This is a genomic window from Bradyrhizobium sp. WCU1 (assembly GCF_053474805.1).
The window spans coordinates 4126308-4150459 of sequence record NZ_CM130280.1; the positions used below are offsets into that span (position 1 = coordinate 4126308).

The 24152-nt window shown below is 65.9% G+C and carries 19 protein-coding genes; 7 read left to right on the forward strand and 12 right to left on the reverse strand.

Annotated elements, in window-relative coordinates; all coding sequences use genetic code 11:
• Positions 1-54 precede the first annotated feature (54 nt).
• The 3 genes from ACTUWL_RS19175 (at position 55) to ACTUWL_RS19185 (ending at position 4533) form a co-directional block, all read left to right on the forward strand.
• A complete protein-coding gene (locus ACTUWL_RS19175; protein WP_035651755.1) occupies positions 55-2409 on the forward strand; it encodes a mechanosensitive ion channel domain-containing protein in 2355 nt (784 codons plus the stop codon).
• A gap of 386 nt (positions 2410-2795) precedes the next feature.
• Complete coding sequence (locus ACTUWL_RS19180) at positions 2796-3896, forward strand: LLM class flavin-dependent oxidoreductase (RefSeq protein ID WP_106940003.1); 1101 nt, start codon at positions 2796-2798, stop codon at positions 3894-3896.
• Between the two features lie 82 nt (positions 3897-3978).
• Positions 3979-4533: a flavin reductase family protein gene (locus ACTUWL_RS19185; protein WP_021076663.1), complete on the forward strand. Its 555-nt coding sequence runs from the start codon at positions 3979-3981 to the stop codon at positions 4531-4533.
• 94 nt (positions 4534-4627) lie between these two features.
• Here the strand turns inward: ACTUWL_RS19185 and dapD are convergent, their stop codons facing one another.
• From dapD to radC, 5 genes are all read right to left on the reverse strand, one after another.
• Positions 4628-5614, reverse strand: coding sequence for a 2,3,4,5-tetrahydropyridine-2,6-dicarboxylate N-succinyltransferase (gene dapD / locus ACTUWL_RS19190; protein ID WP_021076662.1), 987 nt, complete (start codon positions 5612-5614; stop codon positions 4628-4630).
• A 168-nt stretch (positions 5615-5782) separates the two neighbouring features.
• Entirely contained in the window at positions 5783-7648 is a 1866-nt protein-coding gene (locus ACTUWL_RS19195) for a sigma-54-dependent Fis family transcriptional regulator (protein ID WP_021076661.1), read from the reverse strand.
• 270 nt (positions 7649-7918) lie between these two features.
• Positions 7919-10033 (reverse strand): glycogen debranching protein GlgX, encoded by a 2115-nt coding sequence (glgX, locus tag ACTUWL_RS19200; protein ID WP_021076660.1) that lies wholly within the window; start codon positions 10031-10033, stop codon positions 7919-7921.
• A 381-nt stretch (positions 10034-10414) separates the two neighbouring features.
• Positions 10415-11491, reverse strand: coding sequence for a prenyltransferase (locus tag ACTUWL_RS19205; RefSeq protein WP_291736472.1), 1077 nt, complete (start codon positions 11489-11491; stop codon positions 10415-10417).
• 338 nt (positions 11492-11829) lie between these two features.
• Positions 11830-12543, reverse strand: coding sequence for a RadC family protein (radC, locus tag ACTUWL_RS19210; RefSeq protein ID WP_021076658.1), 714 nt, complete (start codon positions 12541-12543; stop codon positions 11830-11832).
• Positions 12544-12660: 117 nt separating this feature from the next.
• On the opposite strand from radC, the gene ACTUWL_RS19215 reads away from it, so the two are divergent.
• From ACTUWL_RS19215 to ACTUWL_RS19225, 3 genes are read left to right on the forward strand one after another with little or no spacing between them, the layout of a single operon-like run.
• Complete coding sequence (locus tag ACTUWL_RS19215) at positions 12661-13401, forward strand: DNA-3-methyladenine glycosylase I (RefSeq protein ID WP_021076657.1); 741 nt, start codon at positions 12661-12663, stop codon at positions 13399-13401.
• 45 nt (positions 13402-13446) lie between these two features.
• A complete protein-coding gene (locus tag ACTUWL_RS19220; RefSeq protein ID WP_021076656.1) occupies positions 13447-14061 on the forward strand; it encodes a TetR/AcrR family transcriptional regulator in 615 nt (204 codons plus the stop codon).
• A gap of 49 nt (positions 14062-14110) precedes the next feature.
• Positions 14111-15310, forward strand: coding sequence for an MFS transporter (locus tag ACTUWL_RS19225; RefSeq protein WP_021076655.1), 1200 nt, complete (start codon positions 14111-14113; stop codon positions 15308-15310).
• 17 nt (positions 15311-15327) lie between these two features.
• On the opposite strand, the gene map is transcribed toward ACTUWL_RS19225, so the two are convergent.
• Positions 15328-16152, reverse strand: coding sequence for a type I methionyl aminopeptidase (map, locus tag ACTUWL_RS19230; protein ID WP_021076654.1), 825 nt, complete (start codon positions 16150-16152; stop codon positions 15328-15330).
• Between the two features lie 381 nt (positions 16153-16533).
• On the reverse strand, positions 16534-17850 hold the full coding sequence (locus ACTUWL_RS19235; RefSeq protein ID WP_021076653.1) for a mechanosensitive ion channel family protein: 1317 nt from the start codon (positions 17848-17850) through the stop codon (positions 16534-16536).
• 216 nt (positions 17851-18066) lie between these two features.
• Between ACTUWL_RS19235 and ACTUWL_RS19240 the strand changes: the two genes are divergently transcribed.
• Entirely contained in the window at positions 18067-19860 is a 1794-nt protein-coding gene (locus ACTUWL_RS19240; RefSeq protein WP_021076652.1) for a potassium/proton antiporter, read from the forward strand.
• 108 nt (positions 19861-19968) lie between these two features.
• On the opposite strand, the gene ACTUWL_RS19245 is transcribed toward ACTUWL_RS19240, so the two are convergent.
• The 5 genes from ACTUWL_RS19245 to ACTUWL_RS19265 form a co-directional block, all read right to left on the reverse strand.
• Complete coding sequence (locus ACTUWL_RS19245) at positions 19969-21066, reverse strand: hypothetical protein (RefSeq protein WP_021076651.1); 1098 nt, start codon at positions 21064-21066, stop codon at positions 19969-19971.
• 94 nt (positions 21067-21160) lie between these two features.
• Positions 21161-21832, reverse strand: coding sequence for a molybdenum ABC transporter ATP-binding protein (gene modC / locus ACTUWL_RS19250; RefSeq protein ID WP_021076650.1), 672 nt, complete (start codon positions 21830-21832; stop codon positions 21161-21163).
• Positions 21833-21834: 2 nt separating this feature from the next.
• A complete protein-coding gene (gene modB, locus ACTUWL_RS19255; protein WP_021076649.1) occupies positions 21835-22530 on the reverse strand; it encodes a molybdate ABC transporter permease subunit in 696 nt (231 codons plus the stop codon).
• Complete coding sequence (modA, locus tag ACTUWL_RS19260; protein ID WP_021076648.1) at positions 22530-23330, reverse strand: molybdate ABC transporter substrate-binding protein; 801 nt, start codon at positions 23328-23330, stop codon at positions 22530-22532. The genes modB and modA overlap by 1 nt, the downstream gene beginning before the upstream one ends.
• 189 nt (positions 23331-23519) lie before the next feature.
• Positions 23520-24029, reverse strand: coding sequence for a hypothetical protein (locus tag ACTUWL_RS19265; RefSeq protein ID WP_035649880.1), 510 nt, complete (start codon positions 24027-24029; stop codon positions 23520-23522).
• Positions 24030-24152 lie beyond the last annotated feature (123 nt).

Genomic DNA, 24152 nt, shown 5'->3' on the forward strand with positions numbered 1-24152 from the left:
GGCAGATTCTCTTGCAGGAATCTTCCGTCGCGCGATTGTTTTTATGAGGCCTTCGTGTCGCACAGACTCCGTTTTGCGATTCTTCTCGTCTTCACTCTGCTCATCTCTCCCGCACTGGCGCAGCCGGGCGCCAAGCCGGCTTCGCCGCAGCCCGTTACCAGCGACACGCTGACGCCTGAGCAAGCCAAGCGCGCGCTCGAGACGTTGCAGGACGACAAGAAGCGCGGCGAGATCATCAACACGCTGCGCGCCATCGCCAAGGCCTCGCCGCAGGCTGCTGCCCAGCCGGTGGCTGCGGAGCCTGTGCCCGAGCAGCATTCGCCGATCCCGCTCACCGCGGACAGTCTCGGCGCGCAGCTCCTGCTGATGGTGTCCGAACAGGTCGGCGAGATGTCGCGCGAGGTTGCCGATGTCGCGCGCACGCTGACCAACTTTCCGTCGTTCTACTACTGGTTCCTGCGCACCGCGAATGATCCGGCTGCCTATGGCCTGCTGATCGATATCGCCTGGAAGCTGGCGCTGGTGTTCGGCTGCGCGCTGCTTGTCGAGTGGGTGGTGTTCCGCCTCATCAAGCGGCCGGTGGCGTTCCTGGAGCAGCGATTGCCGCAGACGGCGCGGGTGCCGGCGCAGGCGCTCGCCAGCGCCGATCCGCCGTCGTCGGTCGCCGACGTCACGCCGGAGCCCGAGCTGCATCGCCGCCGGCTCAGCCTGGCGCGGGCCTGGCAGTCGGTGATCCGGCTGCCCTTCGTGCTCGGGCGCCTCGTGCTCGAGCTGTTGCCGGTCGTGGTCTTTGTCAGCGTCGCCACCGCGCTGCTCGGCACCGAGATCGGCGACCAGTCGACCACCCGGCTCGTGATCCTTGCGGTCGTCAATGCCTATGCGCTCTCGCGGGCGCTGATCTGTGCGGTGCGGGCGCTGGCCGGTCCGTTCGGCCTGTTCCGCGTCCGGGCCGAAACCGCGGCCTATATCGAGATCTGGGCGCGACGCATTGTAGCGGTCGGCGTATCGGGCATCTGCTTTGCCAATGTCGCGTTGCTGCTCGGGCTGCATCGCGCCGGCTATGCCGCGCTGCTGCGGCTCGTGATGCTGATCGTGCATCTGTTCGTTGTCGTCATCATTCTGCAGTGTCGCCGGCAGGTCGCCGATGTCATCCGCGCCCCGGCCGATCGCACCGGGCTTGCGGCGCGGACGCGCAACCGTCTCGCCTCGCTCTGGCATGTGCTGGCGATCGCGCTCGACCTCGCGCTATGGGCGGTGTGGGCGCTCAACATCCGCAACGGCTATTCGCTGCTGCTGCAATATTTCGTCGGCACCGTCGCGGTGCTGCTGGTCACCCGCCTCGTCACCATGGTGGTGCTGAGCCTGATCGATCGCGGCTTCCGCATCAGCCCGGACCTGATGCAGCGCTTCCCGGGGCTGGAGACCCGCGCCAACCGCTATCTGCCGCTGCTGCGCAAGGTGGTCACGGCGGTGATTGCCGTGATCGGTTTCGTCGCGCTGCTCGAGGTCTGGGGCGTCGATGCCATCGTCTGGTTCTATGGCGGCCAGATCGGCTCCCGGCTGATCTCGGCGGTGATGACGATCGGCATCGCCGCGCTTGCCGCGGCCGTGATCTGGGAAGGCGCCAATGCGCTGATGGATCGCCAGGTCGACACGCTGTCGCGCGAGGGGCATTACGCCCGCGCGGCGCGCCTGCGCACCTTCCAGCCGATGCTGCGCACCGCGCTGTTCTGCATGATCGTTGCGGTGGTCGGGCTCACCGCGCTCAGCGAGATCGGCGTCAATGTCGCGCCGCTGCTCGCCGGCGCCGGCATCGTCGGCATCGCGATCGGCTTCGGCTCGCAGAAGCTGGTGCAGGACCTGATCACCGGGCTGTTCCTCCTGATCGAGAACACCGTGCAGGTCGGCGACACCGTCACGGTGTCGGGCCTCTCGGGCGTGGTTGAGAACGTCTCGATCCGCACCATGCGGCTGCGTGCCGGCGACGGCTCCGTGCATGTCGTGCCGTTCAGCGCGGTGACCACGATCACCAATGCCAGCCGCGGCGCCGGCAATGCCGCGGTCAGCGTCAACGTGTCCTACAAGGAGGACACCGACCGCGCCGGCGAGGTGCTGAAGGACATCGTGGCGGGGATGCGCCAGGAGACCACGTATCGCGCGCTGATCCGCGGCGACCTCGAATTGTGGGGCGTCGACAAGGTCGACGGCTCGGTCGTCACCATCGTTGGCCAGATCCGTTGCACCGATGGCGGCCGCTGGTCGGTGCAGCGCGAGTTCAACCGCCGCATGAAGCGCCGCTTCCAGGAGGAGGGCATCGAGATCGCCTCGATGGGCCAGACCATCCTGATGCAGATCCCGGCGCCCTCCGAGCCCGATACCAACACGATGCCGCGCCGCGCGGCTGGCTGATCGGGCGCTTCGCTTCACCTCGCCCGCTTGCGGGGAGAGGTCGAATTCGAGCAAAGCTCGAATTCGGGTGAGGGGGAGCCTCCGCGATTTCATCTGTCATCGCATATGAGGACGCAGCCCCTCACCCCGACCCTCTCCCCGTAAGAACGGGGAGAGGGAGTAAACTAGGTCATCGCTATCGCAGCGTCTCACGGCTGCGACACGTCTCGCGACGGTGAGACGTTTGCAGCGCTCATCAGCCAGGCGTTCGGCCAGAGCCGGCCGAAATCCGGCCGATCTGATCCATTCCCCGCGATTTCCTTGCTGGCACAGCGCTTGCTGATTGTCGTGCCAATGCGCGGCAAGACGCATTGCATGACTGAACCCAACGAAGGAAGGAAACGCACATGGAGCTTGGCTACTTCACCATGCCCTCGCACCCGCCGGAGTGCGGATTGAAGGAGGGCCACGACTGGGACCTGCAGACCCTGCGCTGGCTCGACGAGCTCGGCTATCAGGAGGCCTGGATCGGCGAGCATCACACCGCGCCCTGGGAGCCGCACCCGTCGCCCGATCTGCTGGTGGCGCAGGCGCTGTTGCAGACCAAGAACATCCGCATCGGGCCCGGCGGCTTCCTCTTGCCGTATCATCATCCTGCCGAGCTCGCCAACCGCGTCGCGATGCTCGACCACCTCTCGAATGGACGGCTCAATTTCGGCGTCGCTGCCTCCGGCCTGCCGAGCGACTGGGCGATGTTCAATGTCGACGGCATGTCCGGGCAGAACCGCGACATGACCCGGGAAGCGCTCGAGATCATCCTGAAGATGTGGTCCGAGCCCGGACCGTGGACGCACAAGGGCAAGTACTGGACAGTGAACAAGCCGGACACGATGTTCGACTTCCTCAAACCCCACATCAAGCCGTTGCAGGGCCCGCATCCGCCGATCGGCGTCGCCGGCCTGTCGAAGAACTCGGACACGCTGAAGCTCGCCGGCGAGCGCGGCTTCATCCCGATGAGCCTCAACCTCAACCCGGCCTATGTCGGCAGCCACTGGGATTCGGTGGAAGCCGGTGCTGCCAAGACCGGCCGCAAGCCGAGCCGCAGGGATTGGCGGCTGGTGCGCGAGGTGTTCGTGGCTGATACCGACGAGGAGGCATGGAAGCTCTCGACCGGCGACATGATGGGCCGGATGATGGGCGAGTACTTCCTGCCTCTGCTCGGCCATTTCGGCTTCAAGGACTATCTGAAGCACGCGCCTGACGTTCCCGACAGCGACGTCACCGTCGAATATTGCGCGCGCCGGAATTGGATCGTCGGCTCGCCCAAGACGGTCACCGAGAAGATCGAGCAGATCTACCGGGAGGTCGGCGGCTTCGGCGTGCTCTGTGTGTTCGGCTTCGACTACAAGCACAAGCCGGAGGCCTGGCGGCACTCGCTGGACCTGCTCAAGAACGAGGTAATGCCGCGGCTGAAGCATCTCGGCGCCGAGTTCGAGAAGGCCGCATGACAGCTAGGCGGGGTGCGGGGCTTGCCTCGCACCCCGCCTGGCATATGTTGGAGGAAATATATTTCAGTACTGAGGTTGCGACATGACGGTCGACGCACAGAGTTTCAAGCAGGCGATGCGCCATTGCGCCGGCGCGGTCGCGCTGGTGACGGTCGGCTCGGAGACCGGGCAGCGCACCGGCCTGACGGTGACCTCGGCCTGCTCGCTGTCGGACAATCCGCCCTCGGTTCTGGTCTGCGTCAACCGCAATGCCAGCGCGCACGCGCGCATCCGCGAGGAGCGCCATTTCGTCATCAACTTCCTGAACGAGGAGCACGCGCTGCTGGCGCTGACCTTCTCCGGCCAGAAGGGCGTCAACGGCGACGATCGCTTTGCGTTCGGGCGCTGGACCACCGGCGCGACCGGCGCCCCGGTGCTGGAGGATGCCGTCGCGGCGTTCGACTGCGTCCTGAGCCAGGAGCTGGAAACCAAGACCCACTCGATCTTCATCGGCGAGGTCCAGCATGTCCGCGCCGCGACCGCGGTCGATCCGTTGATCTACCTGCGCTCGGGCTTCCAGAGCGTCCGCAACATCCACGATCCGATCACGCTCGGCGACGTCGACGCGCGGCGCGTGAGCTGGAACGAGTTTTCCTGAAACGGCGTGCCGCGGCCTGTCACCTCCGTCGTCGTTCGCCGTTGGCGCTACGGCTGCGTCCGCCTATGTCGGGCCAGCTTCGTTTTCACTGCTCTCAAGTGACGGCATGAAGGGCTGGGTTCAGGCTGCCCCAGGATGTGTTGCGAGGGATCGCTTCGATCGCCCCTGTCTGCGAGTGGCGTCGAAACAGGATATTAGGCTTGCCGGATAGCTCGAGCGCCTTGACGACCTCTCCCGATCGCTGGCGGACGAGCGTGCCGGCGGTGACGTAGCAACCGGCCTCGACAATACAATCGTCGCCAAGCGCGATGCCGGTGCCGGAATTGGCGCCGAGCAGACAGCGCTCGCCGATCGACACGACCTGCTTGCCGCCACCTGAAAGGGTGCCCATGATCGATGCGCCGCCACCCACATCCGTGCCGTCGCCAACCACGACGCCCGCACTGATGCGTCCCTCCACCATCGAGGTCCCCAAAGTCCCGGCGTTGAAGTTGCAGAACCCCTCATGGAGCACGGTCGTTCCGCGGCCGAGATAGGCACCCAGTCGCACGCGATTGGCATCGGCGATACGGATGCCGTCCGGCGCCACGTAGTCGGTCATCCGTGGCAGCTTGTCGATGCTGCGGACGTCCAGGGTGGAGGATGATGCGCGAGCGGCCCAGCGAAGCGCTTCAATCTGCTCGGGCAAGCATGGCCCCATCGACGTCCAGGCAACATTTGCGAGGATACCGAACAGTCCATCCAGATTGGCGCCGTGCGGCCGGATCAGGCGGTGACTCAGCAGATGAAGCCGCAGATAGACGTCATGGGCATCATGTGGGGGTTGCGCCAGATCATCGATGACGGTCTTGACCGGGATCACGGAAACGGCACGGCGGGCGTCAGCGTGCAGACACGCCGCTGCTCTCGGATCCAGGGCAGCGCGGGCCTGCTCGGCTGTGAGAACCGTTGACCCTGATGGGCCGGCCGGATTGCCGCGCCTGGGCGCCGGGAACCAGGTGTCAAGGACAGTGCCATTGTCCGCGACGGTGGCCACGCCATATCCTTCCGCGCCCAGCCCTTCGTGGTGAGTTTCCTTCACGTCAGACCATCCTTCCATTCGCGACCGGCATGCCATGTCGAAACATGCCGCGGCAACGAGCCGTCATCTAAAGCATGATCCGGAAAAGTGCGAAGCGGTTTTCCGAAAAGATCATGCTCAGACAAAGGGCTAAAGCGCGATGACGATTCAACCAAATCTCATCCCGCTTTAACCGTCCAGCGCGATCTTCAGCGCCTTGATCTTCCGGTACAGTGTCGCGCGGCTGAGCTTGAGCGCTTTCGCCGTTTCCGTCACGCGGCCGCCATTGGTGCGTAACGCCTCGACAATCGCGGCGCGCTCGGCCGCGGTATGATCGGCGGTCACGTCGCGCGCGGCGAAAGACGGCAGATCGAGATCGGCCTCGGTGATGACGCCGTCCTCGGAGGTCGCGCCGGCGAGCCGCAGCACGTGGCGAAGCTGGCGCATGTTGCCGGGGAAGGGATAGGCCATCAGTTGCGCCCATGCATCTGGCGCGATGCGGCAGTGTGGGGCTTCCTCGTCGGCGATCTGTGCGATCACCTCGCGCCGATCCGCGCGCTCACGCAAGGCGGGCAGGCGGATCTCCATGCCGCGCAGCCGGTAATACAGGTCGGAGCGGAAGCTGCCGTCCTCGGCCATCCGCGCCAGGTCACGGTGCGTGGCGCTGATCAGGCGGATGTCGACCGGGACAGGCTTCAGCGCGCCGAGCGGCCAGACCTCGCGGTTCTCCAGCACGCGCAGCAGCCGCGTCTGCAGCGTCAGCGGCATGTCGCCGATCTCGTCGAGGAACAGCGTGCCGCCGCTGGCCTGCACGATCAGCCCCCTCGATCCCTCGCGCCGCGCGCCGGTGAACGCGCCGGCCTCGTAGCCGAACAGCTCGGCGTCGATCAGGCTCTCCGGCATCGCCGCGCAGTTCAGCGCGACATAGTTGCGGGCCGCGCGATTGCTGGCCGCGTGGATGGCGCGCGCGAACACGTCCTTGCCGGCGCCGGTCTCGCCATGCAGCAGGATCGGCAGATCGAGATTGCCGACCGTCATCAGCCGCTTCACACCCTTCATCAGCACGGGATCGCGGCCGGCCAGCCGGTGCAGGCCGCTGAACTGTCCGGCCGGTTGTTGGCGCGGCGGTGCAGGCATCGGACGCGGCGAGCGTACGCGTACCGGCGGTGCGAGGCGGCCGCGGCCCCAGGGCGTGCCGTCGGCCCGGCGCAGCGTGACCGGATCATCCGCGGCGCGTGTCGCGCGGTCGTCCAGTTGAATCAGATGCGACAGGTCGATGCCGTCGTCGATCATCGCGTCGGTCAGGCCGAACATGCCGCGCGCGGTGCGGCAGGCGCCGACCACGCGGCGGTCGTCGTCATAGGCCAGCATGCCATGCCCGTCGTCGGGCAGGGTTGCGATCCAGGAGGCGCGGTAGCGCCGGCGGAAGAACGACTGCTCGATCCGCCGCGTCGCTTCCGTGGTGACGGCGAGCGCCAGTTCATGCGCGCTGCGGCCGAGATCGCTGCGGCATGAGGAGATGTTGACGGCGCCGGCGAGCCGGCCCGCATGATCGAACAGCGGCGACACCGCGCAGGTGAACATGTGCCACTGCTCGCGAAAATGCTCGTCGCCATGCACGATGATCGGCCGCTGCTCGGCGAGCGCGGTGCCGAGCCCGTTGGTGCCCTCGAAGGTCTCGGCGAAGTTCGAGCCGGTGTAGATCTTCCATTCCAGGAACATCCGGTCGTAGTCGCCTCCGGGCAGGCGGCTCACCAGCATGGTGGCGTTGGGGTCGGCGAGGTTGACGCAGTAGCCGGCGTCATGGAGCACGCGGGCAAGATCCTCGAGTTCCGGGATCGCGACCTGGATCAAATCCTCCATCGGCTCGGCAATGTGCCGGACCTCGGCTTCGGTCAGGGTCTGCGGCGGCCCGCGCCGCGCCGGATCGAGGTTGTGATTGACCACGCAGCGCCGCCAGGACGCCGCAATCCGCGCCTCGGTATCGACGCCGGCCACCTGGTTGGCCGCTGACAAGACACGGGCGACATGATTTGAGGCCGAAAGATTGGCCATCCAGCGGTCTCCACCCCTAATTTTCCGCGAAGTCTGGCACTCGGCGAGCGAATGTCAATTGGCCGCCGGGGTCGCGGGGAGGGGGCCCTTTGGGGAGACGTGCTCCTTCCGTCATTCCGGGGCGTGCCAACGGGTCGCGCGAACGCGCGCCCGATGACAGGCTCAGCACGAGCCCGGAATCCATCGGGCCGCCGATTCTGCCGATGAATGGATTCCGGGCTCTCGCTTCGCGAGCCCCGGAATGACGAGGGTGGGCAGTTGCGCCCGTCCCTACTTCACCTCGCCGGCCGTCAGCAGGACGAACGAACGCCCGGCCGCCTTGTAGGTGCTCTCGAACGCGAACTGCGCACCCGCGGCTTGCTCCGGCGCATTGGTGTCGAGCAGCAGCGACCAATGCGGGCCTGCCGTGGTCGGCGGCAGCTTGAAGTCGACCTCGCCTTCATAGCTGTTGAGGATGACGAGCACGGTGTCGTCCTCGCCCTGGCGGGCGATCGCGGTCTTGCGGGCGCGGCCGTCGAGCACGACGCCGAAGCACTTGATCCAGCCGGTGGTCCAGTCGCCTTGCGACATCTCGGCGCCCGAGGCGTTGATCCAGACCACATCGCGGATCTCGAGCTGCGGATCGCGATCGCCGGAGAGGAAGCGGCTCCGGCGCAGGATCGGATAGTCGCGCCGCAGTTTGATCATTCGTTTGGTGAAGGCGAGCAGCTTTTCGGCGTCGTCGGAGAAATTCCAGTCGAGCCAGGAGATGTCGTTGTCCTGGCAATAAGCGTTGTTGTTGCCGCGCTGGGTGCGGCCGAACTCGTCGCCGCCGAGCAGCATCGGCGTGCCCTGCGAGGCGAGCAGCGTCGCCAGCATGTTGCGCTTCTGGCGTTCGCGTAAAGTCCGGATCTCGGGGTTATCAGTCGGGCCCTCGGCGCCGCAATTCCAGGAGTGGTTGTCCGACGAGCCGTCGTTGTTGTGCTCGCCGTTGGCCTCATTGTGCTTGGCGTCGTAGCTCGCCCAGTCGTTCAGCGTGAAGCCGTCATGGGCGGTGACGAAGTTGACGCTGGCCCAGGTGCGGCGGCCTTCGCGGTTGAACACGTCATGCGAGCCGAGCAGCCGCGGCGCCAGCGCGGCCGGTGTTGCCTCCGCGCGCCAGAAGTCGCGCACGGTGTTGCGGTATTTGTCGTTCCACTCTGCCCAGCCCGGCGGGAAGCCGCCGACCTGGTAGCCGCCGGGGCCGCAGTCCCAGGGCTCGGCGATCAGCTTGACGGTGGCGAGCAGCGGGTCCTGGTTGACAGCCTTCAGGAAGCCGGACTGCTCGTCGAAGCCGTAGACCTCGCGCGCAAGGATGGTGCCGAGGTCGAAGCGGAAGCCGTCGACATGCATGTGGCCGGCCCAGTAGCGCAGGCTGTCCATCACCAGCTGGATCACCCGCGGATGCGACAGGTTTACCGTGTTGCCGGTGCCGGTGTCGTTGATGTAGTAGCGCCGCTTGTCGGGCAGCAGGCGATAATAGCTCGCATTGTCGATGCCCTTGAACGACAGCGTCGGGCCGCGTTCATTGCCTTCGGCGGTGTGGTTGTAGACCACATCGAGAATCACCTCGAGCCCGGCGCCATGCAGCCGCGACACCATCTCCTTGAATTCGCGCAGGCTGTTGGCGACGTCGGCGGCGTAGCGCGGGTCCGGCGCGAAGAAGCCGATCGTGTTGTAGCCCCAGTAGTTGGTGAGGTGCTTGTCCAGCAGGTTGCTGTCGTTGATGAAGGAATGCACCGGCAGCAGCTCGACCGAGGTGATGCCGAGCGCCTTCAGGTGATCGATCGCGGCGTCCGAGCCGAAGCCGGCATAGGTGCCGCGCAGGTTTTCGGGGACGCCCGGATGCTGCCTGGTAAAACCCTTGACGTGGGTCTCGTAGACCACGGTTTCGTCCCAATGCACGTCCTGGCGCTGGGCCTCCTGCACCCAGTCGAAATTGGGGTCGACCACCACGCATTTCGGCATGAACGGGGCGCTGTCGCGCTCGTCGAAGGTCAAGTCGTCGCCGGTCTCCATCTTGTAGCCGAACACGGCCGGATTCCAGGTGAGCCCGCCGGCATGGGCGCAGGCGTAGGGATCGAGCAGCAGCTTGTTCGGATTGAAGCGGTGGCCACCGTCGGGCTGGTACGGGCCGTAGACGCGATAGCCGTAGTACGTGCCCGGTTGCACGCCGTTGATGAAGCCGTGAAACACCTGGTCGGTATATTCGGGCAGCTCGAAGCGGTGCGTCTCACGCTCACCGTCGAACAGGCAGACCTCGACCTTGGTGGCGTTGGCGGAGAACACCGCAAAGTTGGTGCCGTGGCCACTCCAATGGGCGCCCAACGGGTAGGGTAGTCCTTCCTCAATGACATAGTCGGACATCGGTCCCCCAAAGTCTGGAGCTGACAAATCAACCTGCAACAAACGCCGCCGCGCGGAAAACGTTGCATGGGCGATGTTAGCGGGAAGAGCCGATGGCTGTATGACGTGGGGGGATGCTCGGCGTGTCGGCGCGATCGTTCTCTCCATCGTCATTCCGGGGCGACGCGCAGCGTCGAGCCCGGAATCCATTCCACCGTTTGGTTTGCGGCCCAATGGATTCCGGGCTCATCGCTTTGCGATGCCCCGGAATGACGGGAGCAGCCACGTCCTCTCCCCTCAAGCACTGGCGCCTCTGGAATACCGGATCGCCCGCATGCGCAGGTGGTGACGCCGAACAAGCTGTTTCACCGTCGTCCGGCATTCACCAGGACCGCGGCGTGCCTAATTGTTCGCCAACAGCGCAAACCGGCGTCGGTCGATCCGCTCGCGCGCCGCTTGTCCGGCCGCCGCGCAAAGATCGGGCGCGTAGAGCTGGCAGGTTGCCCGCTTCTCGATGGCGGTGTCGATCAGGTGCAAAAGTCGCGCAGGCGCGATGTCGGGAGGCGCGGCAATGCGGCCGACGACGACGTGCGTCTCCATTTGCTCGTGATCGGCGTGATCGATATCCGGGTTGCGCCAGCAATTCGCGCACATGATCTTGAAGCCCTCCGAGTGCGAATAGATCACGGCGTCCCCGTCCAGCTCGTCGGTGATGTCGGCCAATTGCCGTGCGGTCTCCTGCGTGCCGGCGAAATCGAAGAACCGGTAGTTTCGACGCAGCAGCGTCGCGAGATGCGGGAAGACCGGGATCTGCTGCTCGCCATAGGTGTGATGCGTAATCGGGGCGCCATCCGTCAGGATGACATCGCCATAGTCGACGCCGAGCTTGCCGTACAGCACGCTGCGGATGATGCCGTGGCACGGACTCAGCCGTTCGATCCACACCGTTTCCTCCTGGCCCGGATCGTCTGAGTCCGCGGCCCGCTCGGCAAGCGGCCGCTCGGCGAGCTTCACCTTGCAGGCCGGATATCCGCCTTCTGGCAACCCGAATCGTCCAGGCTCGATTTTCTGGCCCATCCGCTTCCACACATCCATAGCGATCTCCGCGTTCCCGGCGCCCGTAGCGCAGATCCCGAGATTCCACTGGTGGCTGTCGATCACCTCTTGCGACAGGCTTGCGGCGGCCTGGTTGGCCGCCACGCCTTCCGCGAACCTGCCGCGTGTCTTGTAGAAGAGGCCCAGATTGTAGTGCGGCGGGCTCTTGCGCGGATCGATTTCGACCAGCTTGCGAAGACAATGCTCGGCGATTGCATCGTTCTGGCGCGCCATCATTCGCGCGGCCGTGGCGAGCCCGCGCAGGATCCATTCCTGTTCACGCGGCCCCTCATGGAGCTTCGCCAGGCGGCCCAGCTTCTCGACCATGGTCCGGAAGATCGGGTGGTCCGGCGGCGGCGCGTTCAGATCGTCGATGTCGCGCACCGCTTCGAGGCATTGTCCAAGCGCCGAGAGGACACCGATATCGTCATCATGGGCATCCGCGATCTCCAGCAGCAGACCTGCCGCCTCGTCCCTTGCGAGGCTGTGCTGGTCGACAATCCATACCAGCGCCATCGCCGCCTCCGGCTGGTGACGCTGGGCCTCTCGCAGCGGTTGAATTTTCTGCGATGCCGCCTGCTTGCGGTCCGCCTGTCCCTCTGCGATGGCGTCGCGTGCCATCGCACCAATCTCGTCGGAAGTGAGAGCCGCGCTGGGACCTTTCGACATCATCTGTCTCCGTGGAGGCGCCCCGGTGTGTGACGTATCTCAACGCCGCAAGACTACATCAATTTCATGCCCTTGAAGCTGGTATGCCCGTTCTTGCCGACGATGATGTGGTCATGCACGGCGATCCCGAGCGGCTTGGCGATGTCGACGATCGCTTTCGTCATCTGGATGTCGGCCTGCGACGGCGTCGGATCGCCGGAGGGATGGTTGTGCACCAGGATCAGCGCGGTCGCGGACAATTCCAGCGCGCGCTTGATCACCTCGCGCGGATAGACCGGGGTGTGATCGACGGTGCCGGTCTGCTGCACCTCGTCGGCGATCAGCTGGTTGCGCTTGTCGAGGAACAGCAGGCGGAACTGCTCCTTGTCGGCGAACGCCATGCTGGTGCGGCAATAGGCGATCACGTCGTTCCACGACGACAGCGCGATGCTGCGCTTGATCTCGCCCTTGGCGATCCGCCCGGCGGCGGCGGCGAGCAGCTTGAGCTGGTTGATCGAGGCATCCTTGACGCCCTCGACCTCGCGCAGCCGCGCCACCGGCGCGTGCACCACCTCGGCGAACGAGCCGAATTTCTTCAGCAGCGCCTTGGCCAAGGGCTTGGTGTCGCGGCGTGGGATGGCGGCGAACAGCGCCATCTCCAAGAGCTCATAGTCGGTCAGCGCGTCGGGCCCCGCCGCGTAGAAGCGCTCGCGCAGCCGTTCGCGGTGGCCGTGATAGTGCGGCGTCTCGTCGGGCTCTCCGGTGCTGGCATCGGGCTTGGCGGGCATCGGCCACAACCTTGCCGTGCCTGCCGCGTTTTGCAAGGGCTGATGCTGTCGAGATTTGCCACCGCGCGGCGAGCGAATTACCGTTGCCTGCAGCGAGATCGAAAGGAGGAGGGCGGCGTGACGTCATTCAAGGTGATCCGCGCGCGTGCCGAAAAGCGCAAGGGCGGACCGAAGGCGCTGGAGAAGCTGCTGCACCCGCCGGCGGGCGCCAAGGCACTGGCCAAGCTCGGCGACGACCGCGTGCTGGCTGAAATGACCAGACGCGTGTTCTGCGCGGGTTTTGCCTGGAGCGTGATCGACGCCAAATGGCCGGGCTTCGAGGAAGCCTTCTTCGGCTTCCAGCCGACCAAGCTCGCCTTCAGGCCCGATGAATTCTGGGAGAAGCTCACGAGCGACGCCAGGATCGTGCGCAACGGCGCCAAGATCATGTCGGTGCGCGACAATGGCCGCTTCGTGCAGGAGATCGCGCGCGAGCACGGCAGCTTCGGCAGGTTCCTTAGCGCATGGCCGTCATCGAACGAGATCGGGCTGCTGGAGCTGCTCGCCAAGCGCGGCAGCCGGCTCGGCGGCAACACCGGGCAGATGCTGCTGCGTTTCCTCGGCTGGGACGGTTTTGTCACCTCGCGCGACGTCGCGGCCTGCCTGCGCGATGCAGGCGTGGATATTGCCGAGGAGGTCAAGTCGAAGCGCGATCTTGCCAAGGTGCAGGCGCAGTTCAACGCCTGGGCGGAAGAGACCGGGTTGCCCTATCTGCACCTGTCGCGGATCTGCGCGATGTCGATCGGCGACAACCACACGCCCGAGGAGATCGAGCGGCGCACGCGGCGATTATTGATCTTGCAGCGCACAAAGATGTGAATTGATTTAGGGAATGATCTTTTCCTAAATGGGAGCATGAGGACGATGGCCAGATTGTCGGAGCAGGCGCGGCGCCCACGCGGGCGGCCGCGGGAATTCGACGTCGACGTCGCGCTCGACAAGGCGATCCGGGTGTTTCGCGAACACGGCTACAACGCCACCTCGATCGAGGATCTGGCGGCGGGGATGGGGCTGGCCTCCGGCAGCATCTACAAGGCGTTCAAGGACAAGCGGGCGGTATTCCTGGCCGCACTCGATCGCTACATGCGCCTGCGCAACGAGCAGATTGCGTCGGTTGCCCGAACGCAGGGATCGGCACGCGAGCGGCTGCGCGCCGTGCTCGGCTTTTATGTCGAGTCGGCGAAAGGGATCGAGGGACGGCGCGGCTGCATGATTGTCGGCAGCGCCGTCGAACTGGCCATCGCGGACCGCGAAGTCGCCGTGCGGGTCGGCGCGACATTGGCGCGCAACGAGGCGTTCCTGGCTGACCTGATCCGGCAAGGGCAGGCGGACGGATCGATCGTGGACGGCATCGATGCGGAGGACACGGCGCGCATGATGGTGTGTCTCACCCAGGGCCTGCGCGTCGTCGGACGCTCCGGTCGTGCGCCGGCGGATACGCCGGCTGCGGTCGAGGTCGCGATGCGACTGGTCGGGTGATTTTTGGTTTGGCTATTTAGGAAATGAATATTCCCAAATTGGAGACCCCATGACGACGATCACATCCGATACCCGGCCCGAGCCGGATTCGGTCTCGACCTGGCTCACCTTCCTGCTGGCGCTGTCCTGCGGGCTGGTGGTTGCCAACATCTACTACGCCCAGCCGCTGGCCGGACCGATCGCGACCGAGCTTGGTCTGCAGCCGGAGCATGCCGGCCTGCTCGTGACCATGACGCAGCTAGGCTACGGCGCGGGATTGCTGCTGATCGTGCCGCTCGGCGATCTGATCGAAAACCGCCGGCTGGTCACGACCACGATCGCGGTCGCAGCGGTCGCGTTGGCCGCGGCGGCGCTTTCGCGGCATCCGTTGCAGTTCTTCGCCGCGGCGCTGTCGGTCGGTTTCTCTTCGGTCGCCGTGCAGATCCTGATTCCCTATGCGGGCCATCTCGCGCCCGAGCGCATCAGGGGGCAAGTGGTCGGCAACGTCACGAGCGGGTTGATGATCGGCGTCATGCTGTCCCGACCGGCGTCGAGCTTCATCGCCTCGGCGTCGTCCTGGCACGTGGTCTACTGGATGTCGTCGGCGCTGATGGTGCTGCTCGCGTTGCTGCTGCGCAGGACTTTGCCGCCGCGCGTTCCGCGCACCAGGCTCGGCTATCGCACGTTGCTGAGCTCGATGGTGCACCTCGTCCGCAATACCCCGGCGCTGCGGCGGCGCGCGCTCTATCAGGCCAGCCTGTTCGGCGTCTTCAGCTTGTTCTGGACCACGGTGCCGCTGGTCCTTGCCGGCCCCGCCTATCGCCTGTCGCAATCCGGCATCGCGATCTTCGCGCTTCTGGGTGTCGCCGGCGCCGTGGCCGCGCCGATCGCGGGACGCGTCGCGGATCGCGGCTGGACCCGTCCGGCGACGGCAGGGGCGATGTTGCTGACCAGCGGCGGCTTCCTGCTCACTTCGCTCGGTCGGCCGGGTTCGACGCTCTCGCTGGCCTTGTTCGTTGCCGGCGCGATCGCGATCGATTTCGGCGTGCAGGCCAACGTCGTGCTCGGCTTCCGGTCGCTGTTCGTGCTGGGCGCCGAAGCGCGCAGCCGGCTCAACGGACTCTATATGGCGACGTTCTTCCTCGCCGGTGCGGCGGGCTCGGCGGTCGGCGCCTGGGCCTATGCCGTGGGCGGCTGGATGCTCGCGACCGCGATCGGCGCTACTCTGCCGTTATGCGCGCTGATCTATCTTGCGACGGAGCGTGACTGAGATGCGAAGCGTGGCCGTTACACCTGAACCCACGGCTTCTCGCCATGGCGTTCGGACAGCGTGAAGATCTCGACGCCGTCGGCGGTGACGCCGACCGAGTGCTCGAACTGGGCTGACAGCGAGCGGTCGCGGGTCACCGCGGTCCAGCCGTCGGACAGGATCTTCACATGCGGCTTGCCGAGATTGATCATCGGCTCGATGGTGAAGAACATGCCGGGCTTCAGCGGCGCGCCTTCGCCGGGGCGGCCGATATGGATGATGTTCGGCTCGTCGTGGAACAGGCGGCCGAGGCCATGGCCGCAGAAGTCGCGCACCACGCTCATGCCCTGCGGTTCGACGAAGCTCTGGATGGCGTGGCCGATATCGCCTGTCGTGGCGCCGGGCTTCACCGCGGCGATGCCGCGCATCATCGCTTCATAGGTCACCTCGATCAGCCGCTCCGCCTTCCGCGCGATCGCGCCGATCGCATACATGCGGCTCGAGTCGCCGTACCAGCCGTCGACGATGAAGGTGACGTCGACATTGACGATGTCGCCTTCCTTCAGCGGGCGGTCGCCCGGCATGCCGTGGCAGACCACATGATTGATCGAGGTGCAGGTCGAGTAGCGATAGCCGCGATACATCAGCGTCGCCGGATAGGCGCCGTGGTCGAAGGCGAACTTGCGGACGAACTCGTCGATCTCGGAGGTCGGAACGCCCGGCTTGACGATGTCGGTCAGCGCATCGAGGCATTTCGACACCAGCGCACCCGCCTTGCGCATGCCGGCAAAGCCGCTCGGTCCGTGCAGCTTGATCTGTCCGGTCTTGCGAAGCGAGGTGTCGGTGGCGTCGATATAGCTCATGGGCGGGATGTTTCTGCGGGCAAGAGGCTGATTTCAGGCTCTAATTTAATGATCGGCGCGCCCGGCGCAAGCCAAGCTTGGGCATGGGGACAATGTCGAAACGGCTTGATTTCCCAGCTTGAACCGGAACGGCGGCGGCCGCCATCCCAAAACAAGCCACACTTGAACCGCCAAAGCGCGATGAGTCTAGCTGAATCGGCTTGGCGTGGCCTCGGTTCACCTCTCCCCGTCAGGGAGAGGTCGGATTGCGAAGCAATCCGGGTGAGGGCACCTGCTCTCTCGTTAGGCCGCAACCCCTCACCCGATTTGCTTCGCAAATCGACCTCTCCCAAAGGGAGAGGTGAACTTCCGACGCCGTTCCAGCTCGGCTCTTGCCGAGCTTTAACTGGAGACCTCGACCACGCTCTCGACCGGCAGCGCGCCGCCGCGGATGCGGAGTTCCCGCACCGGGTAGGGCACCTTGATGCCTTGTTGCTTGAAGGCGTCCCACAGCGACAGCATGACGTCGCTCTTCACACCGTCCATGCCATCGGGATCGGCGATCCAGAAGGTCAGCGAGAACTTCATGCCGAGTTCGGCGAATTCGGTCAGGATGCAGTTCGGCGGCTTGCCCTTGAGCGCTCGGGCGTGGGCCGTCGCGGTATCGATCGCGAGCTTGCAGACCAGCCTCGGATCGGCGTCGTAGTTGGCGGCGAAGGCGATCTTCACCAGCGTATTCTTGTCGGTGTAGGTCCAGTTGGTGACCTTCTGTGTCACCAGGTCCTCGTTCGGGATCAGGAACTCGCGGCCGTCGCCGGCGGCGACCGAGATGTAGCGGGTCTTCATCGCACTGATACGGCCCTGGCTGTCGCCGATGGTGACGAGGTCGCCCGGCTTCACCGATTTGTCGACCAGCAGAATGATGCCCGAGATGAAGTTGGCGACGATCTTCTGCAGGCCGAAACCGATGCCGACGCCGACCGCGCCGGACAGCACCGCAAGCGCCGACAGGTTGATGCCGACCGCGCTCAACGCAATGGCGACCGCGATCACCATCAGGCCGATGCGAATGATCTTGACCAGCAACACCTGGATCGACGGGGTCAGGTCGGTCGAGCGCGTGATCTGGCCGTCGATGAAATTGCTGGCGATATTGCTCAGCCACAGTGCCACGATCAGCAGCGCGCCGGCCTTGATCAGCAGCAGTGGCGTCAGGCGCAGGCCGCCGACCACGACGGCGAACGAATCCAGCGTATCGGCCGCCCAGTCGAGCTGGCCGACGATGCTGAGCGCGGCGACCACCCAGGCCGCGATCGAGACCAGTTTGACGATGAAGGCATTGTCGATCACCGAGGTCACGAGGCGGATCACGAGCCAGGCCAGCGCCAGCTTGGCGGAAACCGCGATCAGATAGCTGCGGCTCGGCCAGGTCGCGTGCCACATCACGATGCGCGAGATCACCATCAACACCGCGAACACCGCCGTCGAGGCGCTCGATACCATCACGCGGGCGAAGTGCCGGAGCGGCAGCGGCCAGCGGCTCGCCAGTGTCGCCATGTTGACCCGCGCATGAATGGCGGTATCGGCGGCATAGGCGAGGCCAGCGGCGGCGAGGATGATGCCGAACTGCAGATAGAACCACGGCGAGGCGACCTCGGCGCCGACCGAGCGCGCCGCCAATTGGATCGATTCCAGGATGTCCTTCCAGCTCATGTCCATCGGCAAAGTCTCAACTTGAAGCGCGGGTCAGGCAAATGTGATTCGAATGCGAGGGGAGAATCCCGCAACGGCGCTCACCCGACCATCGATACACCACAGTGTCGGGGTGACCTAGGGCAAGGCGGGCGGATTGCCGCTGACGGCAGAAATCGGTTGGCGTCCCAGTGTGGCGACGATAAGGATGCAATTGCAAGTATTTGAGACTTCCGAAGGCGCATGGCATCCCTCGACTCCGTCAGTATAGCGATCCTGCTCGGCGCGGTGCTGGTGATGGCCGGCATCCTGTCCAGCCTGCTGGCGTTGCGGTTCGGCGCCCCCCTGCTGCTGGTGTTCTTGCTGGTCGGCATGCTGGCGGGCGATGCCGGGCCGGGCCATCTCCAGTTCGACGACGTCCGAACCACCTATCTGGTCGGCTCGGTGGCGCTGGCGCTGATCCTGTTCGACGGCGGGTTGAAGACGCGGTTTGCCAGCATTCGCACCGTGCTGGCGCCCTCGATGATGCTGGCGACCGCCGGCGTGCTGCTGACCGCGCTGATCACGGCGCCGGTCGCCCGCTATGTGCTCGACCTCAACTGGACCGAGTCGCTCTTGGTCGGCGCCGTCGTGGCTTCGACCGACGCCGCGGCGGTGTTCCTCCTGGTGCATACCCAGGGCCTGCGGCTGCGCCCCCGCGTCGGCGCCACCCTGGAAGCGGAATCCGGCACCAACGATCCGTTTGCGATCTTCCTCACCTTGATGCTGGTCGAGTTCATTTCGGTCGGCCAGAGCTCGGCGTCGCACATCGCGATGGAGTTCATCCAGGAGGCCGTGTTCGGCGCCATCATCGGGGTGATCGGCGGCCGGCTGGTGGTGATCGCACTAAACTATGTGGCGCTGCCGCAGGGCCTGCATGCGCCGTTCGTCACCACGGCGGCGCTGGTGATCTTTGGCGGCTCGCAGATCGTGCATGCCTCCGGATTCCTCGCGGTCTACCTCGCCGGTATCATCATCGGCAATCGGCCGACGCGCGCGCATAATTCGGTGGTGACCTTCCTCGACGCCGCGACCTGGCTGGCCCAGATCGTGATGTTCGTGCTGCTGGGCCTCTTGGTGTCGCCGCATCGCCTGCTCTCCAGCGCCGGCGGCGCGGTGCTGGTGGCATTCGCGCTGATGCTGGTGGCGCGCCCGCTGGCGGTTCTGATCTGCCTCGCGCCGTTCAAGTTCAATTGGCGCGAGAAGGTCTTCATCGCCTGGACCGGCCTGCGCGGCGCGGTCGCGATCTTCCTCGCCTCGATCCCGATGCTGGTCGGCCTGTCGAAGGCCTATCTGTATTTCGACGTCGCCTTCGTCGTCGTCATCATCTCGCTATTGTTGCAGGGCTGGACCCTGGCGCCGGCGGCGCGCCGTCTGCATGTCGCGCTGCCGCGCGCCGAACGCGGCCCGCGCCGCGTCGAACTGGATCTGCCCGGCCAGCTCGAGCAGCAATTGGTCGGCTATCCGGTGCGGCCGAAGAGCCTGTATTTCCGTCGCGGGCTGATCCCATCCTGGTCGAAGCCGACGCTGGTGATCCGCGAGGAACGCATCCTGACGCCCGTCGAGGCCGATCCGGTCGCGCCCGGCGACTACATCTATCTGCTGGCGCCGCCGGAGCGCGCCGAGGCGCTCGACCGCTTCTTCGTCGACATGGCGCCGTCGAGTGCGCCCGATCCGCATCTGCTCGGCGACTTCATGGTGTCGGGTGAGCATACGCTCGGCGAGCTCGCCGAGATCTACGGTGTCAAGGTCGACGAGAACGCCGCCAAGCTGACGCTCGCGGATTATTTCGACATCAATCTCGACCGCGCGCCGAAGGAAGGGGCCGAGCTTGCGCTCGATGAGATCGTGCTGGTGGCGCGCAGCATCAGCGGCGGCCGCGTCAACGTCGTCGGCCTGCGCCTGCCGGAGGAGGATGAGGTGGTCGTGCCGCAGACGCGGATGCAGACCGTGCGGCGTAAGCTCGCCGACATCTGGGCGTCGGTGGCGGGGGTTTAGAGCATGATCCGGAAAAGTGCGAAGCGGTTTTCCGACAAGATCATGCACAAACAAGCAACTGAGGCGCGATGACGATTCAACCCAATCTTATCGCGCTTTAGGTCGCCGTCACTGCTTGCGCAGGAAGTTCGAATCCGGCGCGAATTTCTTGACCATGTCGGACAGCCCGTCGTCGGCCGGCGGGTCCTTGGAGGCGGCGTCCGGCTTGGACTCGCCCTTGAGCTTTTGGCCGGAAATCTCGGCCAGCGCTGCGAGCAGCGTCTCGTCGAGATTGTCCGCAGCTGTCTTCGCAGGCGCTGTCTTCGCGGCCGCCGGGCTGGTTGTGTCCGCCCGCCTGGTGGCGGCCTCGCTGACGGCGGCGATCGGCGACGCTTCGAGGTTGGCGGATGTCTCCATCGGCATGGCCGGTCGTGCAGCCGGCATTGGTGGTGGCTCGGCGGGCTTCGCGTCCCGGGGGGCACGACCGAACAGCGGCTCCCGCTGGCTCGCCGTCGACGACCGGCTGTCGCTGGCCTTGTCCTTGGCAGGCTTGAAGAGACCGGCGCGTTCGGCGGCGATCCTGGCGGTAGCCTCCTCGACCGTGGCGAGCAGGGATGCTTCCAGCGCATCGGCAGGATTGCTCGGCGAAGCCGTCGGCTTGGCGGCAGGAGCGGGCGCCTGAGGCTCCGGCCGGGGCGGCAAGGGCGGTGGCCGCGATCCTTCGACCGGCGCGGGCGGCGGGGCCGGCTGGCCGCCCCGGGCTCGCGCGATGATGCCGTCGACGATGGCCGAGAGGCGGCTCTTGTCGGGCGCGGCCAGATAGCTGGTCGCGAGCTCGTCGACATATTGCGGGCCGTAATCGGACAGCACCTTGGCGATCTGGGCGAGATCGGGATCGCTTTCGACCAGCCGGCGCCAGGCCTGCCGATCATAGGGCGCCTCCCCCTTCTTGTCCGGCCAGGCCACCCGGCGGGGCTGACGTTGGGGCCCGGTGTCCTGGCCGGCGACCGGGTCGAGGGTGGGCGGCTGCAGCCCCGGGCTGAGACGCGGAGGGGTAAATCCTGTGGTCCCGGCCGGCACGGCACGATCCTCGCGGCGTCGCCGACGCTCGGCGACCTGCAGCGAGATCAGGCCGATGCCCATCAGCAGGAAGCCGAGCGCTGCCCACGAAATCGTGGCGCATAGCAGCCCGCCGATCAGCAGCAATACCCAGCCAGTCAGTCGCACGATGCACCTTTCCCCATGCCTGATCGGGATGCCCCGACGCGGGCCTAGCAGACAAGATGGGCTATCTTATGCCGAGTTTCGGAAAAACGGCCAGCTACCCGCCCGCCGTCAACACCTTAACACCGCCGAACGCGGTGACCTGGCCGCGGCGCAGCATCACGATCTGGGTGGCGAGCTGGCGCAGCTCGGCCGCGTCGTGGCTGACATAGACCATCGGGACGCCGGCCTCGTCGCGCAGGCGCACCAGATAGGGCAGGATCTCGAGCTTGCGGCTTTCGTCGAGCGCACCCAGCGGCTCGTCGAGCAGCAAGAGCCGCGGCTTGGACAGCAGCGCCCGGCCGAGCGCGACGCGCTGCCGCTCACCGCCGGAGAGCTTGCCGGGGCGGCGGTCGAGCAGGGCGCCGATGTCGAGCAAATCGACGACGCGCTTGTGCTGCGCGGGGTCTTCAGTGAGGCCGTTCATGCGGCGGCCGTAGTCGAGATTCTGCCTGATATCGAGATGCGGAAACAGCCGCGCGTCCTGGAACACGTAGCCGATGCGGCGGCGCCAGGTCGGCACATGAATGCCGGAAGCGGTATCGTCGACCGTCTCGCCGTCGATCATGATGGTGCCGCGATCTGGACGCAGCAGCCCCGCGATGGTGTTGATCAGCGACGTCTTGCCGGAGCCGGATGCGCCGAACAAGCCGGTGACGCGGCCCTCGCTGGCGAACGCTGCCGCGAGCGAGAACTCGCCGAGCTGCTTTTGAATGTCGACGCGCAGCATGGTTATTGCCCGTGCAGGCGCGCGGTGGCGCGGCGTGCAAACACTTCGGCCCCGATCAGCGCGCCCATCGCGATCACGATCGAGACGATCACGAGCCGTGCCGCGGCGGTATCGCCGTCAGGCGTCTGGATCAGCGAATAGATTGCCGACGAGATGGTCTGGGTCTCGCCGGGTATGTTGGAGACGAAGGTGATGGTCGCGCCGAACTCGCCGATCGCCTTGGCGAAGCCGAGCACCATGCCGGCCAGCACGCCCGGCAGCGCCAGCGGCAGCGTCACCGTCGCGAACACCCGCCACGGCGCGGCGCCGAGCGTCTCGGCGGCCTGCTCGAGGCGGCGGTCGACGGCTTCGATCGACAGGCGGATCGGCCGCACCAGCAGCGGAAACGACATCACGCCGCAGGCGAGCGCCGCGCCGGTCCAGCGGAACGCGAACACGATGCCGAGATGATCGGCGAGCCAGCCGCCGACCAGTCCGCGCTTGCCGAACGTCAGCAACAGCAGGTAGCCGGTGACGACCGGCGGCAGCACCAACGGCAGGTGCACGGCGGCATCGAGCAGCGACTTGCCCCAGAAATCGCGCCGCGCCAGCAGCCAGGCGAGCGCAATCCCGAACGGGGTCGCCACCAGCGTTGCGATGACGGCGACCCGCAGCGACAGCAGGATCGCCGTCCATTCGGTCGGCGAGATCTCGAACATCAGGTCGTCGGACTGATCAGGAACTTGAAGCCGTATTTCTCGAGGATCGTCTTCGCCGCGGACGAGCGCAGGAAGACGAGATAGTCTGATGTCTCGGGCTTTGCAGTCGTGGTCGCCGCCACCGGATAGATGATCGCCGGATGGGTGTCGGCCGGGAAGGTGCCGACGACCTTGACGCCGGGCTCGACCTTGGCGTCGGTCGAATAGACGATGCCGAGCACGGCCTCGCCACGCGCCACCAGCGTCAACGCCGCGCGCACGCTCTCGGCCATCGCGAATTTCGGCTCGGCGGCCTGCCAGGCGCCGAGCTTCTCCAGCGCGGCCTTGGCATATTTGCCGACCGGCACCGCCTTGACGTCGCCGGTGGCGATTCTGCCGTCACCGGCGAGCTTGGCGAGGTCGAAGCCGGGTCCGATGTTGACGTTGTCGATCCTGGAATCCTTCGGCGCGATCAGCACGATCGAGTTGCCGAGCAGATTGACCCGCGTCGGCTCGTTGATGTTCTTCTGCTTGACCGCATAGTCCATCCAGTCGGTGTCGGCGGAGACGAACACGTCGGCCGGCGCGCCCTGCTCGATCTGCTTCGCCAATGCCGAGCTCGCCGCATAGCTGGCGCTGATCTTGACGCCGGTCTTGGCGGTATAGGCCGCATCGATCTCGTCGAGCGCGTTCTTCATCGAGGCGGCGGCGAAGACGGTGAGCGTCTTGTCCTCGGCGCGCACCGGCGAATCGATCGCGCCGAGCAGGATGACGAAGGCAGTGAGAAGGCCGGCGAGCCTTGAAACGGAAAGTCGTGGCATGGAAGCGCTCCGTGCGAGATCGCGCGCAAGCGAGCGCGCGCAAATCAGGCGTTCAATGAGGTCTGGGCGCGACGCACGGAAGCGCTGTTCCGCGGGTCCCCGACGGACTTACGGTCCTCGGGGATATCGCTCGGAAAACATAGCAGGCTGGGGCTTACGGTAAAGCCACTCTTTGTCGAACGGATCGTCCTATTCACTCGACGGCTGGATCGCGATCGACAGCGCGTTCTCCTTTGAGCCGCTGACCTGCAGCACGAACGGGCTGGCGGCGAGGTCGTATTTCATGGTCTTGCGGATGCCGTCGCAATCGGTCGCGCCGCTGAACGCCTTCGGCTTCAGGACATGCCCGTCCTGCACCAGGTCGACCCAGGCGCCGGCCGAGAGGCTGACGGTATAGAGCCCGGCCTTTGGCGCGGCCTTGAAACTGGTGAAACCGGCGAAGGTGCCGTCCTTCGGCGCGCGCTCCGGCGGCGAGGGCAATTTGGCATCGGTAGGAGCAACCAGCGCCAGCGTGATGGCGGTCGGCGGCAGCGCCGCCTGTTCGCTGCCCGAGGCAAGCTTGGCGCGATCCGGCGCGGTGAGCGCGGCGCGGGCGCGGTCGATCGACCATTTGAACTTGTCGCAACCGCTCGGCTCCTCTGCCGCGAAGGCGGGAGCCGAGACGAGCAGCAGCGATGCGGCGATGAGCGATTTGCGCATGTCTGATCCAATGCAATTATGACGGATGAAACAGATCGGCGCCGCGATCCATGGCTCGATCGCGCTTACGGCGCGACGACGCGGGATCATAACGTACTTCCAGCCGGCCGGCATAGCCGCCTG

Coding starts and splice junctions, on each gene's coding strand:
- ACTUWL_RS19180 (WP_106940003.1), top strand. CDS start 2,796: ATGGAGCTTGGCTACTTCACCATGCCCTCGCACCCGCCGGAGTGCGGA.
- ACTUWL_RS19185 (WP_021076663.1), top strand. CDS start 3,979: ATGACGGTCGACGCACAGAGTTTCAAGCAGGCGATGCGCCATTGCGCC.
- ACTUWL_RS19195 (WP_021076661.1), bottom strand. CDS start 7,648: ATGGCCAATCTTTCGGCCTCAAATCATGTCGCCCGTGTCTTGTCAGCG.
- glgX (WP_021076660.1), bottom strand. CDS start 10,033: ATGTCCGACTATGTCATTGAGGAAGGACTACCCTACCCGTTGGGCGCC.
- radC (WP_021076658.1), bottom strand. CDS start 12,543: ATGCCCGCCAAGCCCGATGCCAGCACCGGAGAGCCCGACGAGACGCCG.
- ACTUWL_RS19220 (WP_021076656.1), top strand. CDS start 13,447: ATGGCCAGATTGTCGGAGCAGGCGCGGCGCCCACGCGGGCGGCCGCGG.
- ACTUWL_RS19225 (WP_021076655.1), top strand. CDS start 14,111: ATGACGACGATCACATCCGATACCCGGCCCGAGCCGGATTCGGTCTCG.
- map (WP_021076654.1), bottom strand. CDS start 16,152: ATGAGCTATATCGACGCCACCGACACCTCGCTTCGCAAGACCGGACAG.
- ACTUWL_RS19235 (WP_021076653.1), bottom strand. CDS start 17,850: ATGGACATGAGCTGGAAGGACATCCTGGAATCGATCCAATTGGCGGCG.
- ACTUWL_RS19240 (WP_021076652.1), top strand. CDS start 18,067: ATGGCATCCCTCGACTCCGTCAGTATAGCGATCCTGCTCGGCGCGGTG.
- modC (WP_021076650.1), bottom strand. CDS start 21,832: ATGCTGCGCGTCGACATTCAAAAGCAGCTCGGCGAGTTCTCGCTCGCG.
- modB (WP_021076649.1), bottom strand. CDS start 22,530: ATGTTCGAGATCTCGCCGACCGAATGGACGGCGATCCTGCTGTCGCTG.
- modA (WP_021076648.1), bottom strand. CDS start 23,330: ATGCCACGACTTTCCGTTTCAAGGCTCGCCGGCCTTCTCACTGCCTTC.
- ACTUWL_RS19265 (WP_035649880.1), bottom strand. CDS start 24,029: ATGCGCAAATCGCTCATCGCCGCATCGCTGCTGCTCGTCTCGGCTCCC.